The sequence below is a fragment of the Rhodococcus sp. UFZ-B548 genome (assembly GCF_903819475.1).
Taxonomy (GTDB): Bacteria; Actinomycetota; Actinomycetes; order Mycobacteriales; family Mycobacteriaceae; genus Rhodococcus_F; species Rhodococcus_F erythropolis.
Window position 1 is genome coordinate 189,580 of record NZ_CAIJDS010000003.1, and the last position, 14,670, is coordinate 204,249.

14 protein-coding genes are annotated in these 14,670 nt (G+C 62.9%); 3 read left to right on the plus strand and 11 right to left on the minus strand.

The annotated features are described in order from the left end of the window. The first annotated feature begins 21 nt into the window (after positions 1–21). On the plus strand, positions 22–447 hold the full coding sequence (locus tag H7C86_RS05400; RefSeq protein ID WP_019748505.1) for a PPOX class F420-dependent oxidoreductase: 426 nt from the start codon (positions 22–24) through the stop codon (positions 445–447). Here H7C86_RS05400 and H7C86_RS05405 read toward each other — a convergent pair whose 3' ends face one another. Further along, entirely contained in the window at positions 448–1,584 is a 1,137-nt protein-coding gene (locus tag H7C86_RS05405) for a Xaa-Pro peptidase family protein (RefSeq protein ID WP_182261207.1), read from the minus strand. It abuts the gene before it with no gap. Positions 1,585–1,621: 37 nt separating this feature from the next. Between H7C86_RS05405 and H7C86_RS05410 the strand changes: the two genes are divergently transcribed. Further along, complete coding sequence (locus tag H7C86_RS05410) at positions 1,622–2,587, plus strand: 5'-3' exonuclease (RefSeq protein ID WP_069146631.1); 966 nt, start codon at positions 1,622–1,624, stop codon at positions 2,585–2,587. A gap of 4 nt (positions 2,588–2,591) precedes the next feature. On the opposite strand, the gene H7C86_RS05415 is transcribed toward H7C86_RS05410, so the two are convergent. The 7 genes from H7C86_RS05415 to pafA form a co-directional block, all read right to left on the minus strand. Next, positions 2,592–3,425, minus strand: a complete 834-nt coding sequence (locus tag H7C86_RS05415) for a DUF4333 domain-containing protein (protein WP_020907805.1) — start codon at positions 3,423–3,425, stop codon at positions 2,592–2,594. Positions 3,426–3,477: 52 nt separating this feature from the next. Continuing rightward, positions 3,478–6,189 (minus strand): RNA helicase, encoded by a 2,712-nt coding sequence (locus tag H7C86_RS05420; protein WP_021344319.1) that lies wholly within the window; start codon positions 6,187–6,189, stop codon positions 3,478–3,480. A gap of 48 nt (positions 6,190–6,237) precedes the next feature. Then, positions 6,238–7,266, minus strand: a complete 1,029-nt coding sequence (gene tatC / locus H7C86_RS05425) for a twin-arginine translocase subunit TatC (RefSeq protein WP_019748510.1) — start codon at positions 7,264–7,266, stop codon at positions 6,238–6,240. Between the two features lie 73 nt (positions 7,267–7,339). Beyond that, entirely contained in the window at positions 7,340–7,615 is a 276-nt protein-coding gene (gene tatA / locus H7C86_RS05430; protein ID WP_003944836.1) for a Sec-independent protein translocase subunit TatA, read from the minus strand. A gap of 134 nt (positions 7,616–7,749) precedes the next feature. Then, the gene (locus tag H7C86_RS05435; RefSeq protein WP_182261208.1) at positions 7,750–8,727 is read right to left on the minus strand and encodes a YafY family protein; all 978 of its coding nucleotides are present in this window, start codon (positions 8,725–8,727) and stop codon (positions 7,750–7,752) included. Further along, the gene (locus H7C86_RS05440; protein WP_019748512.1) at positions 8,727–9,740 is read right to left on the minus strand and encodes a YafY family protein; all 1,014 of its coding nucleotides are present in this window, start codon (positions 9,738–9,740) and stop codon (positions 8,727–8,729) included. Before H7C86_RS05440 ends, H7C86_RS05435 begins: the two co-directional genes overlap by 1 nt. A gap of 110 nt (positions 9,741–9,850) precedes the next feature. Beyond that, positions 9,851–11,209, minus strand: a complete 1,359-nt coding sequence (pafA, locus tag H7C86_RS05445; protein WP_007729869.1) for a Pup--protein ligase — start codon at positions 11,207–11,209, stop codon at positions 9,851–9,853. Positions 11,210–11,353: 144 nt separating this feature from the next. Between pafA and H7C86_RS05450 the strand changes: the two genes are divergently transcribed. Further along, positions 11,354–12,772: a phosphatase PAP2 family protein gene (locus tag H7C86_RS05450; RefSeq protein WP_182261209.1), complete on the plus strand. Its 1,419-nt coding sequence runs from the start codon at positions 11,354–11,356 to the stop codon at positions 12,770–12,772. A gap of 37 nt (positions 12,773–12,809) precedes the next feature. Here the strand turns inward: H7C86_RS05450 and prcA are convergent, their stop codons facing one another. The 3 genes from prcA to H7C86_RS05465 are packed head-to-tail and all read right to left on the minus strand — an operon-like array spanning position 12,810 to position 14,643. Continuing rightward, positions 12,810–13,577, minus strand: a complete 768-nt coding sequence (gene prcA / locus H7C86_RS05455) for a proteasome subunit alpha (RefSeq protein WP_182261210.1) — start codon at positions 13,575–13,577, stop codon at positions 12,810–12,812. Continuing rightward, entirely contained in the window at positions 13,574–14,452 is an 879-nt protein-coding gene (prcB, locus tag H7C86_RS05460; protein WP_182261211.1) for a proteasome subunit beta, read from the minus strand. Before prcB ends, prcA begins: the two co-directional genes overlap by 4 nt. Beyond that, the gene (locus H7C86_RS05465) at positions 14,449–14,643 is read right to left on the minus strand and encodes a ubiquitin-like protein Pup (protein WP_003944925.1); all 195 of its coding nucleotides are present in this window, start codon (positions 14,641–14,643) and stop codon (positions 14,449–14,451) included. Before H7C86_RS05465 ends, prcB begins: the two co-directional genes overlap by 4 nt. Between the last annotated feature and the right edge of the window lie 27 nt (positions 14,644–14,670).

The window sequence follows — 14,670 nt, forward strand, 5'->3', positions numbered from 1 at the left end:
CTCCTGGATTACCGTCGTGGCATGACGCTCACCCCCTCCACCACGCCATCGGCACAGCAGACTCTCACCGAAGACGGGCTGAAGTTCGTCGGTGAATACCACCTCGCGACACTCACGACGTTGCGTCCGAACGGCACCCCACACGTCGTGGCCGTCGGGTTCACCTGGGACCAGGAAGCCGGAAAGGCGCGCGTGATCACCAGCGGTGGTTCACAGAAGGCGATCAACGCAGCGCGTGGCGGATACGCCGCAGTCAGTTCGGTCGACGGTGGTCGCTGGCTCACGCTCGAAGGGCCGGCACGCGTGCTCGCCGACGAGGACTCCGTGGCCGACGCCGTTCGGCGCTATGCCGAGCGGTACCGCCAGCCACGGGTCAACCCAGCGCGCGTGGTCATCGAAATCGACGTCACACGCATCCTCGGGTCCGCGGCGTTCAAGGAAAGCTGATCAGCCGAGGACAGTCAGGCCGTGCGGACGGTTGTTGAACGACTCGCAACCGTCCGCGGTCACGACAACGATGTCCTCGATACGGGCACCCCAACTGCCGCGGAAGTAGATTCCCGGTTCGATGCTGAAGGCCATACCTTCGACGAGTTCGATGGTGTTGCCCTCGACGATGTACGGCTCCTCGTGCACGGACAGCCCGATACCGTGACCGGTGCGGTGAACGAAGACCTCCGCAAGACCTTGTGCGGCAAGCACTTCGCGGGCGGCAACGTCGACGGATTCTGCGGATACTCCTGGCCGCACCGAATCGATGGCAGCCTGCTGTGCCGCTTCGAGTACCGCGAACTGCGCTGATACCTCGGCGGACGGCTGTCCCATGCTGTACGTGCGGGTGGAATCCGAGTTGTAGCCGGGCTCGACCGGTCCGCCGATGTCGATCACGACGACATCGCCGCTCTCGATCACCCGGTCCGAAACCTCGTGGTGCGGATCGGCGCCGTGCGGGCCTGATCCGACGATCACAAACGCGGCCTCGGTGTGCCCCTCTTCGAGAATCGCCTCCGAAATCGCCTCGCCCACTTCGGCTTCCGTACGGCCGACGATCAAGAACTCGGCCATGCGGGCGTGAACACGGTCGATCGCCGCACCGGCCCGTCGCAACGCCTCGATCTCGGCGTCGTCCTTGACCATCCGCAATTCACGCAAGACGCCGGTAGCGAGGATCGGCAACGCGCCCAAGGTGTCTGCGAGCGGGATCAGGTGCAATGCAGGCATCGCATCCGTCACGGCAACTTTGGCGCCGGTCGGGAGTTGCGCCGCCACAATCGCATACGGGTCGACACCGTCGACCCAGTCGAGCACGGTCAGCCCGAGATCGCCCACCGCCGATTCCTTCAACGACGCCAACTCCAAGCGAGGAAGCACGACAGACGCCTTCGCCGTGTCCGCAGCGATGACCAACGCGGTCAAGCGCTCGAAGGAGTCGGCCCGAGAACCCGTCAGGTACCGCAGATCCGGGCCTGGAGTCACCACCAGACCGTCGAGTCCTGCTGATCGAGCCAACTCCGCGGCGCGAGCGATACGTGCGCCGTACACGGCGCTGGAGAATCGGGAATCCTGTTCGGCTGGAGACGTCATGGCTTACAGGTTAGTGCCGACTGGCAGGATGGTGACCATGAGTGGGCCATTGCTTCTCCTCGACGGTGCCAGCCTGTGGTTTCGTGCGTTCTACGCGCTGCCCGAGTCATTCGTCGACCCCGACGGAAGACCTGTCAACGCCGTGCGCGGTTTCACCGACATGGTGGCTTCCCTGATCACCAAACACCAGCCGAGTCGTCTCGCGGTGTGCCTGGACTTGGATTGGCGACCGCAGTTCCGCGTCGATGCAGTCCCGACGTACAAAGCGCATCGCGTCGAAGAAGGCTCTGACGGTTCGTCCGAAGAAGTTCCGGACACGTTGACGCCTCAGGTCGACATGATCATGGACGTGCTCGCAGCAGCAGGAATCGCGACGGCGGGTGCCGTCGGACTCGAAGCCGACGACGTGCTGGGAACGCTTGCCGCCACCGAGCGCGAAGATCTCACCGTCGTCGTCAGTGGTGACCGAGACCTTCTGCAGGTCGTCACCGACGAGTACGTGCCCGTTCGTGTCCTCTACGTGGGCCGTGGCTTGTCCAAGGCAGAACTCTTCGGACCGGTCGAGGTTGCCGAGAAGTACGGAGTACCCGGTGACCGTGCGGGCGAGGCATACGCCGAACTCGCGGTACTGCGCGGAGACGCCTCCGACGGTCTACCCGGCATCAAGGGTGTCGGTGAGAAGACTGCGTCGACGCTGATGCTGCGCTACGGCTCGTTGGCCGGACTTCGCGCGGCCGCAGCTGATCCGGAATCCGACATGGCCAAGGGAATTCGCGCAAAACTCACCTCACCAGAGGCCATCGCTTACCTTGATGCTGCGTTGCCGGTAGTACGAGTGGTTCGCGACGCGGACGTTCAGTTCTCGAAGGACGACCAACTCCCGGCGACCCCTGCCGATCCCGCACGCTTCGAGGAAGTGGCGGCCTCGCTGAACATCGAGCGCTCGGCCGGACGGCTTGCCGCCGCGCTCGCGGCTGCGGCGGCAGGCCGTTCCGACCAGTAGAGCGTCAGCTCGGGCGGCTGACCTCGTACGTGCCGTTGTCGTCGACAAAAGTCACAGTCACGTTCGACTTCACACCCGCGATCGAAAGCGTGCAGGTGAACTTGTTGCCTGACTTGACTTCCTGGTCCGCGGGGCACTGAACGTTGCTCACGTTCTTTGCCCCGTAGGACTCGGTGACGATCTTCTCGACGCCGGCCTGAGCTGCGCTCTGATCGAGTGTGTTCTTGCCGAAGACACCGAACACCAGGGCCACCACGACAGCAGCAAGAACGACGAGAACACCGATCGCACCGAAGATCAAGGGCTTCTTCGACTTACCCGACTGGTTTCCGGGCGCACCGGGACTCGGGAACGGCTGAGCCTGGTTCCACTGATTCTGCTGTCCCGGCGCTTGGCCGGGAGCGGCGGCGCCCCATGCCTGCTGAGGTGCGGCAGCAGGCGGCTGACCCCAGGCCTGGGTTGCGTCAGGTGCCTGCTGTTGCCCGGGCTGACCCCACGGCTGAGCGGGAGGCTGCTGCTGGGGTTGTCCCCACGGCTGTTGCTGGCCGGGTTGTCCTTGTCCAGGTTGCTGCGGCTGACCGTACGCAGGCTGACCACCAGGCTGCCCGGGCTGGCCGTAGGCAGGTTGTCCCCACGGCTGTTGCTGGCCGGGTTGTTGACCGGGCTGCGGTGTTTGACCAGGCTGACCCCACGGCTGCTGCTGGCCGGGCTGCTGACCAGGCTGCTGCTGACCGCCCGGCTGCTGAGGATTCTGCCCCCACTGCTGCTCGTTCGGCTGCTGCTGATCACCAGGACCCCATTGCCGATTCGGATCGTTCGGTCCGTAAGGCCCGCTCATGTTCGCCTCCCACTCGAAATACCAGTCTGCGAATCAAACCACATAGTTGCGGTCATGCTGCGTCGACAGCAACTACCCCGCGACGAATTGCAGCTACCGCCCGCGCCGCAGTCTTCGCGACGTCGGCATCCGTCGATGTCAGGCGGACCTGATCGAGGAGATCGATCACCTGACGACACCAACGTACAAAGTCACCCGCAGACAGCGCACGGCCCTGCACTCCGGCCGCGATCAGTGCGTCGACAAGCGAGTTCTCACTCGCCCAGTGATAAACGGCGGTGACGAATCCGAGATCCGGTTCCCGCGTCGGCGGCAGCTTGTGACGAATCTCGTCCGACCGCAGTTCGCTCCACAATCGTTGAGTGTCGTTGAGGGCGTGACGAAGCGCCGCTGTCGGCACCCGATCAACGGTGTCGCCGTCCCGACGTGATTCGTAGACCACCGAGGAGACGACGGCCGCCAACTCGGCCGGGCTGAGACCTGTCCACGCCCCGGTCCGCAGGCACTCGGCGACCAGAAGGTCGCTTTCCGAGTAGATGCGGCTGAGTCGTCGTCCGGATTCGGTGACTTCGGGCGCTGCTTCGGCAGTCATGTATTCACGCTCTTTGAGTAGCGCAATGATGCGGTCGAACGTCCGCGCCAACGAGTTGGTCGTGGCCGCTGCCTTTTCCCTCATCGACTGCGTTTCCCGGGCCAGCCGGTTGTAGCGCTCACCGATCCGGCTCAGATGTTCACGATCGGGCCAGCTGTGGCACGGATGCGAGCGAATAGCGCGTCGCAAAGTAGCGACCTCGGCGTCTTCGGACGCGCCCGCCTTGTGGCGCTTCTTCCGCCGGGGAGCACTGATCCCGGTACTACGCAATGCCGAGGCCAGATCGCGCCGGATCCTTGCGGTGTGGTGATCGACATGCTTGGGCAGGCGCATCTTTCCCAGAACGTCGGCTGCTTCCGGGAAATCACCCGAGGAGAGTCGGCCGGCCCACTGATCGGCAGTCAGAACCAGCGGACGCGGGTCCTTCGGATCGTTGTCCGGGACGAGGACCACTGCCACCCCGGAATGACGACCGATGGGAATTGCGATCACGTCACCGCGGGCGAGTGCACGGAGGGACTCCACCGCATCTCCGCGTCGATCTTCGCGGCCCTTACGTTCGAGCGCGCGCTCGCGCGCACTGAGCCGCTCACGCAACGACGCGTATTCGAAGTATTCGCCGTCCGCACCGCCGAGTTTCTCCTGCAAACCCTTCAGTGCTTCTTCGTTTCGCTCGATGCCACGCACCAGGCCGACCACCGAGCGATCCGCTTGGAACTGTGCGAAGGAACGCTCGAGCAGCTTCCGTGAATCGGCCGCGCCCATGCGTTCGACGAGGTTGATCGACATGTTGTACGAGGGGCGGAACGAACTGCGGAGCGGGAAAGTCCGGGTCGACGCCAAGCCGGCGACATCCGTGGGCTCGACCCCGGGCTGCCACAGGACCACAGCGTGCCCTTCGACGTCGATGCCGCGTCGGCCTGCCCGACCGGTCAGCTGCGTGTACTCCCCCGGTGTCAGTTCGGCATGCGATTCACCGTTGTACTTGACCAGACGTTCGAGGACCACCGTGCGTGCCGGCATGTTGATGCCGAGGGCCAGCGTCTCGGTCGCGAAGACCGCGCGCACGAGACCTTTGACGAACAGTTCCTCGACTGTCTGGCGAAATGCCGGCAACATGCCGGCATGGTGAGAGGCCAGTCCGCGTCGCAGTGCCTTGCACCAGTCCCGATATCCGAGAACTTCGAGATCCTCCTCGGGTAGTTCCCCGGTGTGTTTCTCGATGATGGTGTCGATCTCGCGAACCTGCTCCGGCGAAGTCAGATCCAGTCGGGACCGCAGGCACTGTGCAAGAGCCGCATCACAACCGGCGCGGCTGAAGATGAAGGTGATCGCCGGGAGCAGTCCGGACTGGTCCAGCTGCGCGATGACGTCAGGTCGTGGCAAGGGTCGGAAATCGTTGGAACTCTGGTAGCTGCCACGACGCCCGCGGCCACGCGGCTGCCAGCTCTCGACGCGTTCGAGAGCCTGACGCTGCTTGACGTGGCGAACCAGATCCTGATCGACGAGCACGGTCTTCGGCCCAGCCGCAGGATGACTGCGGCTGTCGAAGAGATCGAAGATCCGTCGACCGACCATGATGTGCTGCCACAGCGGGATCGGCCGCGTCTCGTCGACGACCACGGTGGTGTCGCCGCGGACGGTTTCCATCCAGGAACCGAATTCTTCGGCATTGCTCACGGTCGCCGACAAACTCACCAGCCGAACATCCTCGGACAGGTGCAGGATCACTTCCTCCCACACCGCACCACGGAACCGGTCCGCCAAGTAGTGCACTTCGTCCATGACTACGTGCGAAAGCCCGCGCAGTGCCTCGGAATTTGCGTAGAGCATGTTCCGCAGGACTTCAGTGGTCATGACGACCACCGGTGCGTCGGAGTTGATACTCGAATCACCCGTCAGCAGGCCGACCTCGCTCGGGCCGTACCGCTCGACGAGTTCTGCGTACTTCTGATTACTCAACGCCTTGATCGGCGTCGTGTAGAAACACTTGCGGCCCGCCGCGAGAGCCAGGTGGACAGCGAACTCGCCGACCACGGTCTTGCCTGCACCGGTCGGCGCGCAGACAAGGACTCCGTGGCCCGCTTCGAGCGCAACGCATGCCTTCACCTGGAATGGATCGAGTTCGAACTTCAGGCTGGACGCAAACGTGCTCAGTTCACTCTTGTTCATAACCACCTCGTCAGGGTTTCACACGCCGCCGACGTGGTGGCACGGCGCTCAGAGGGTGTCAGTGAAATCCTGACCGGGCGCGTTGTCGCCGCCGGTGTCGGATTTCTCCGCAACCGGAGCCTTGGACTTGGACTTACGTCCGAACAATCCACTCGATTCGGCCTTGGGTTTGGTCGGATTGTCGAAAGCCTCGTTCAGATCGGACGGAGACGAGATGGAGGAAGCTTCCTCGTCGGACAGTGCGCCCCAGTCTTCACCGGCTCGCTTGGCCTTACGTTTGTCGTTGAGGCGAGCGATCTGAACAGCGACCTCGAAGAGAAGCGTCAGGGCCAGCGCGAGCGCCAGCATCGAGAACGGATCCGAACCCGGCGTGGCGACTGCAGCAAATACGAAAAGCCCGAAGATCAATCCTCGACGCCAGGCCTTCAAACGCTCGTACGTCAGAATGCCGGCAAAGTTCAGCACGACGACGAGCAGTGGAATTTCGAAGCTGACACCGAAGATGAGCAGCAGATTGATGATGAAGCCGAAGTACTCCGAACCACTGAGCGCGGTGATCTGGACGTTGTCACCGATGGTCAGGAGGAAGTGCAAAGCCTTCGCCACGACGAGGTACGCCAGGATCGCGCCGAGAATGAAGAGAGCGGCACCGGCGGTGACGAATCCGACCGCGTATCGACGTTCTTTGGCGTAGAGCCCCGGGGTGATGAATGCCCACAATTGGTAAAGCCACACCGGGCAAGCAAGAACGATGCCGGCGGTGAGCGCCACTTTGAATCGCAGCATGAACTGCTCGAACGGCCCGGTCGCCAGCAATCGGCACGCGTCGTCGGTGCTGAGGTTGGCGCGACTCTCGGACGGAAGCTCGCAGTACGGTCCACGAAGCAGATCGCCCAGACTCTCGAGACCGAGTATCGAGTGTGAGTACCAGAAGAAGCCGAACGCCGTGGTGATGATCACGCCGAGGAATGCGAACAACAAACGAGTCCGCAATTCGTACAGGTGGTCGACCAACGACATGGTGCCGTCTGGGTTGACCTTCCGCTTGCGGTTACGCGGATCTAACGGAATACGCACTGTGCATCCTGGTCTTGGTCAGCAGACAACCGGGGTGAACGAATATTTCACCCCGGCTAGAACGCAGTGTGTACTAGAGCGGCTTGACTTCGGTCGGCTGCGCAACAGGTGCTGCTGCACCGTTTGCGACCACCGCGGTGTTGGCCGTCGGCAACTGTGCCGGAGCAGGCTGTGCGACCGGCGCGCTTGCGGGCGCCGCATCGTCGTTCTGCATTTCCTTGACTTCGCTCTTGAAGATGCGGAGTGAACGACCCAGACCGCGTGCTGCATCGGGAAGCTTCTTCGACCCGAACAGAATTACGACGACAACAGCGACAATCAGCCAATGCATCGGCTGCATTGCACCCATAACGACCTCCCATGATCAGATTCCTCGATGCTACCGGACACAACCGGCGCTCGGAGGTGTCAAAGCACTTACTTCAGCTACCTTTTACCTGTTTGTTTCCTGCGAACCCACTGAACGCGCAGTTTCCCCAACTTTTACGAACCGATTACGTCGTAGGCGTCGAGTGCCGCAACGGCCCGATCGTGGACTTCGGAGACTAGTTCCGGCGGATGAAGGACCCGAACTCCCTCACCGAATCCCAACACCAGCCTTGCCATCCATTCGAGTGTTCCGAAACTCATCGTCGCCTCGACCGACCCGTCACCGTTCACGTGCTCGACGTCCATCGGGTAGTAGTCGAGCATCCACACCCACTCTTTGGTGATGAACAACCGTGCTTCCGGAAGGGAACCGTCGCCGCTGAACAACTCGAGATTCGAATCCTCCTCGAGGGCCTGCGGCGGCGGGTCGGCTGGCTCGTCGAGTTGGACGGCGGCATCGATCCGATCGAATCGGAACAACCGCAGACCCTCGGCCTGACGGCACCAGGCCTGGAGGTAGCTGTAGTTGTCGACCAACACGATACGAACGGGATCGACGATGCGCTCGGAGACCGCGTCACGCGAGGCCGAGTAATACGTCAATCGCAGGGCGGTCTTGTCTGCCAGCGCGGCTCTGACCGTCGCGGCGATCGGGTTTTCGGCGATGTCCGGCGCCGGCGATGTATCCCGGTCCTGACCGATAACTCGTGCCGCGGCCGAGCCTGCTGCGTCCTCGATCTTCGCGATAGCGCGCTGGGCCGACGACGGATCGACCATGCCCGGCATTTCCACCAACGACCGAAGGGCGATCAGCAATGCCGTCGCTTCGGTAGAGGTGAGGCGTAGCGGGCGATCGATCCCGGCCGAGAACGTGACCTCGATACTTTCCTCGGAGAAGGACAGGTCGATGAGATCGCCGGGACCGTACCCGGGCAGTCCGCACACCCACAGCTGATTCAGATCGGTCATCAGTTGAGTCGTGCTGACGCCGAGTTCCTCGGCGGCCTCGGCGGGACTGATACCCGGATTCGCGATGAAGTACGGCACGAGGTTGAGCAGCCGTGCCAACCGCGATGACAGTCGATTGCTCATCAGTTGTCCCCCTGTCCGTCATTGCTGGTGGCCGGGCTCGCCGCGGCGGCGCGAAGCTTCGCGACGACCTCAGCACGCAAATCCGGTGGGTCCAACACCAGTGCATCCAAACCGTGACCGGCGATCAACCGAGCGGTCCATTCCCAGGATCGGACGGGAATGGCCAGCACGCTGCCATCACGATCGGTCAGCCGCCGATCGGACGACGACGTCGCAAGCCGCCGAAGCTCATGTGCGCGGCCGTCTGCGACCCAGACCGTGGCGGTTCCGGTGACGACTCCCGATCCGGTCACGCGGTCGACGACCTCGCGAAGATCAACACCTTCGGGTTTGTGAACCGAACCGGCCGGGCCGAACTCCCTGACGTCGTCACCGATCCGGGAGAGCCGGAAGGTCCTCACCGCATCACGGTCGACGTCGTGCCCGACCAGATACCACTTGCCGTTGTGGGTGACGACGCCCCACGGCTCGACGGTGCGCTCGGTGAACGGTTCGTTCAATGCGCCGCGGTGCTGAAAATGAACTGCTCGGCCGGCGTCGACGGCTGCAAGCAGCTTGCCGAGCGCGGGCTCCGAACCCCGGGTGCGCGCGGGAATCGCCGTGACCGGCGCGGCACTGACTTCTGAGTCGACCTGGACGCCGGCCGCTCGGAGTTTGAGTAGTGCACTCTGGGCTGCCGAAATCAGTTCCGGCGACTCCCACAACTGCACGGCGACAGCAACCGCAGCAGATTCCTCGCTGGTGAGGTCAACGTCCGGAAGCTCATAGGCATTGCGATTGATCCGATAACCCTCGACCGTCGAGAACCGTCCTGCCAGACCGGTTTCCAACGGGACACCCAGGTCACGAAGTTCGTTCTTGTCGCGTTCGAACATGCGACTGAACGCTTCGTAGTTCGCGGAATCGTTGTACCCGGCCACACTGTCGCGGATTTTCTCTGCCGTGAGGAACTGTCTGGTGGACAGCAATGCGATCACCAGGTTCATCAACCGCTCGATTTTTGATGTCGCCACGCCGAAATCCTAGTGGCTATCCGATAACCGAACGCGCGCCGGACACTTTCGTGCCCGGCGCGTCGCCGCAAAACAGACCTGCCGTGTTGTAAATCGTGAAAATGGGTGACCTACATCGAAGCGATCAAACGCTCGACACGCTCGTCGACGGAACGGAACGGATCCTTGCACAGCACCGTTCTCTGCGCCTGATCGTTGAGCTTGAGGTGAACCCAGTCGACCGTGAAGTCCCTGCCTGCGGCCTGGGCTGCAGTGATGAAGTCGCCTCGCAATTTGGCGCGCGTGGTCTGCGGCGGATTCTCGACGGCGTCGTCGATCGTCTCGTCCTCGGTGACCCGCTTGACCAAGCCCTTGCGCTGCAGCACGTCGAAGACTCCCCGGCCGCGTTTGATGTCGTGGTACGCCAAGTCGAGCTGCGCGATCTTGGGATCGGACAGGTCGAAACCGTGACGGTCCTGATAACGCTGGAACAGCTTGCGCTTGATGACCCAGTCGATCTCCGTGTCGACCTTCGCAAAATCCTGAGCTTCGACGGCATCGAGGGTGCGACCCCACAGGTCGACTACCTGCTCGACCTGCGGGTCCGGTTCGCGGTTACGCAGGTGTTCGACTGCCTTGGCGTGGTATTCGCGTTGAATGTCGAGGGCACTGGCCTGACGACCACCAGCTAGGCGGACAGGCTTTTTACCTGTCACGTCGTGGCTGACCTCGCGGATGGCACGAATCGGGTTGTCCAAAGCGAAATCGCGGAACGAAACCCCGGCTTCGATCATCTCGAGCACGAGTGCTGCAGAACCGACCTTGAGCATCGTCGTTGTTTCGGCCATGTTCGAATCGCCGACGATCACGTGCAGTCGGCGGTACTTCTCGGCGTCGGCATGCGGTTCGTCGCGGGTGTTGATGATCGGACGCGAGCGAGTGGTCGCCGACGAGACACCTTCCCAGATGTGTTCCGCGCGCTGCGAGAGGCAGAACGTCGCGGCCTTGGGTGTCTGCAGCACCTTGCCGGCGCCGCAGATCAACTGGCGCGTGACGAGGAACGGCAACAAGACATCCGAAATGCGGGAGAACTCACCGGCGCGCGCGACGAGAAAGTTTTCGTGGCATCCGTACGAGTTTCCGGCCGAGTCGGTGTTGTTCTTGAAGAGGTAGATGTCGCCGCCGATCCCCTCCTCGGCGAGTCTCGCCTCGGCGTCGATCAGCAGTTCTTCGAGCACTCGCTCACCGGCACGGTCGTGATTGACCAACTGGATGAGGCTGTCGCACTCTGCGGTCGCGTACTCCGGGTGCGAACCCACATCCAGGTACAAGCGGGCTCCGTTACGGAGGAAGACATTGGAGCTGCGACCCCACGACACGACACGACGGAAGAGGTAACGAGCAACCTCGTCGGGGCTCAGTCGCCTGTGCCCGTGAAAGGTGCAGGTAACGCCGAATTCCGTCTCGATACCCATGATTCGTCTCTGCACACTTCGACACTACAACCAGAATGCGAGGTTCACCCGTGTACTTCGATCGCGTCGTAAGTCACGACTCGACAACGTCGGGCGGCGGCATAGTGTGACGGTGTGAGCCTTATTCGCCGAAAAGTTGTCCGAAGCGACGTCAAAGTCATGGAAAGCACTGGAGCACTGCGCCCTTCCGTGCTCGACCCGACCATGCGGTTTCTCTCCAGAGCTGCCGATCACGGCGTTTTGTGGATGGTTGTCGCAGCCTTGCTCGCGATGATCGGTGGCCGCCCCAGGAGGGCAGCGGCACGTGGGATGCTCGCGCTGGCAGGTTCGAGCGCGCTGGCAAACGGCATACTCAAGCCCCTCTTCCCTCGGCGGCGCCCACCGGCGCGTGTCTGGCTGAGCCCGAAGCGAGGCGTCGACATTCCGACGTCGTCCTCGTTCCCCTCCGGGCATTCGTCTTCGGCCGCGGCATTCACCGCGGCAGTGGCCATGGAGTCCCCGGCGGCGGGCGCCGCACTCGCACCACTGGCCGCAGCAGTGGCGTACTCACGCGTTCACAACGGAGTGCACTGGCCGTCCGACGTCTTCGCAGGCCTCGCGGTCGGCGGCGCAATCGCTGCCGGCACGCGTCGTTGGTGGGCGGTGCGAGACGAAGAACCCGCCGAACTCGGACCCGAGTGTGTGGTTCCCGCGCTCGCGCGCGGAGAAGGCTTGTTGGTCTTCACCAATCCTGGTTCAGGCTCCGAGGACGACGGGATCGTGGAATCGATTCGAGAACTGCTACCGGAGGCCATCGTCTACGAGTTCGACGCGGACATCGACTTCGACATGCAGATCGATGCCAAGATCCCCGAACTCTCGCCGAAAGCGTTAGGAGTATGCGGCGGCGACGGAACAGTGGTCACGGTCGCGACCGCGGCGACAAAGCACGAGCTACCACTTGCGGTATTTCCCGGCGGAACGTTGAACCATTTCGCCCGCGACGTCGGGGCGGTGAATGTCGAGGAGACCGCACAGGCAGTCGAGTCCGGTCAGGCGGCATTTGTCGACCACGCGGTGGTGCGCACGGATTCCGGAGTGACTGCACGGTTTCTCAACACAGCCAGCCTGGGCGGATACCCGGACGCTGTGCGTCTGAGGGAAAAGTGGGAACCGCGTTTCGGTAAGTGGCCGGCCGCTGGTGCTGCAATGATCCGGGTTCTCGCAGCGGCAGAGCCGACGACTGTCACCATCGACGGGAAGCGGACCACCATCTGGATGCTGTTCGTCGGAAACGGGCGATACTCCCCCGCTGATCAGGTGCCGATGTCGCGTCCGGAGATGAACCGTGGACTGCTCGACGTCCGCTACTTGCGCGCGGACAAGAAGTTCTCGCGTTCACGCCTGCTGTTTGCTGCTGCCACAGGAACATTGGGCAGCTCGCGGGTCTACGTTCGCGAACTCGTGTCCTCGATGTCGGTTCGAGTGGCCGATTCACCGGTCGCCATCGCCACCGACGGTGAAGTGGTGGCAGACGCGCGCCGGTTCGATTTCGACACCGAACCGGGCGCGGTGGCCGTCTACAGAATCACTCAGTAACTCCAGACCTGCAGTAACTCCCAGACCGACGCAGCAACTACGAGGGTGCGTCGCCGTTTGCCGGCGGCGCGTCCTCAGTTGCTGCCGGAGTTGGAAGCATCTCTTCCAATGACGAACCAGCGATTCTTTTGAACGCACGGCGTGGACGGTTGCTGTCGAGAACGGCAACCTCGAGTGCACTCACATCGAGTGTTCGCGGTTCCGCCTCAGTGGTTCCGGCCGGCGCCGGACCGCCCTTTTGAAGCGCCCCAACCGCGAGCCGCACCGCGGATTCGAGGTCGAGGTCTCGCTGGTAGGACTCGCGCATCGCCGTCACGATCGGTTCGGTTGTACCGCCCATGACCACGAATTCCTGCTCGTCCGCGATGGAACCGTCGTACGTGATCCGGTAGAGCTGAGCCGGCGTACTACTCCCGAAACGGCCGATCTCGGCAACGCAGATCTCGACCTCGTACGGCTTGGGCTGCTCGGTGAAGATCGTTCCCAAGGTCTGTGCGTACGCATTGGCGAGGGAACGCCCCGTGACGTCCCGACGGTCGTACGAGTACCCACGCATGTCGGCGTGGACGATGCCCGCGCGGCGCAGATTCTCGAACTCGTTGTACTTGCCCACTGCCGCAAATCCGAGACGGTCGTACAGTTCACTGACCTTGTGCAGCGCCCTCGACGGGTTCTCGGCGACAAAGAGCACTCCGTCGCGGTAGGTGAGAACGACGACGCTGCGTCCGCGGGCAATTCCCTTGCGCGCCAATTCCGAACGATCGCGCATGATCTGTTCGGCTGATGCGTAGTACGGCATCGTCATAGCGCAGCCTCCCCTTCCGGACTCGCTGTCGCAGTACGAGCCGCGACGATCTCCCTTGCGATCTCGGCAGCCTTGGCCGTCGACAACTCCACGGCACCGGCCGAGGTGATGGTGACCGCTGTCGGATAGATCCCGCGCGTCAGATCAGGACCACCGGTAGCCGAATCGTCATCTGCCGCGTCGTACAGCGCCTCGACTGCGAACCGAAGCGCGGTGTCCTCGTCGATTCCCGGGGAATACAGCTTCTTGAGCGCCGATTTCGCGAACAGGGAACCGGATCCGACTGCGTGATAGCCCGCGCGCTCCTCGTATCGCCCACCGACGACGTCGTAGGAGACGATGCGGCCTGCCCTCGACGGATCGACCGCGTCCAGGTCGTAACCCACGAGCAATGGCACGACCGCCAAACCTTGCATCGCTGCTCCGAGATTTCCTCGAACCATCGACGAAAGTCGATTGGCCTTGCCGTCGAACGTGAGTGGGACGCCTTCGATCTTCTCGTAATGTTCGAGCTCGACCGCGAAGAGCCGGACCAGTTCGATTGCGATCCCGGCCGTACCGGCGATACCCGCAGCCGAGTAGTCGTCCGTGACGTACACCTTCTGCACGTCACGGCTGGCGATGAGGTTGCCCATCGTCGCTCGGCGATCACCCGCGAGCAGAACACCACCCGCATAGCTGATCGCGACGATGGTGGTGCCGTGCGGAGCTACGTCTCCCCCGCCCATGACAACACCTCCTGTGTCGGCGAAGCGGTTCTGCGGAAGATGCTCCGGTGCATGCACCCGAAGGTATTCCGAGAATGACGACAGATTCGAGCCGAAGCTCAACCGTGTGTCCCCGTCGGTGATCCGGGGCGCGCGATCCACCGTCACTGGCCGCCCTTCTGGACATAGGCACGGACGAAGTCCTCGGCGTTCTCTTCCAACACGTCGTCGATCTCGTCGAGCAGGTCGTCGGTTTCTGCAGCGAGCTTCTCACGACGTTCCTGGCCGGCACTGCCGTCGCCACCAGTGGTTTCGTCGTCTTCGCCGCCACCGGCACGCTGCGTCTGTTCTTGAGCCATCGCCGTCGACCTCCTTGTGTGAAGGGA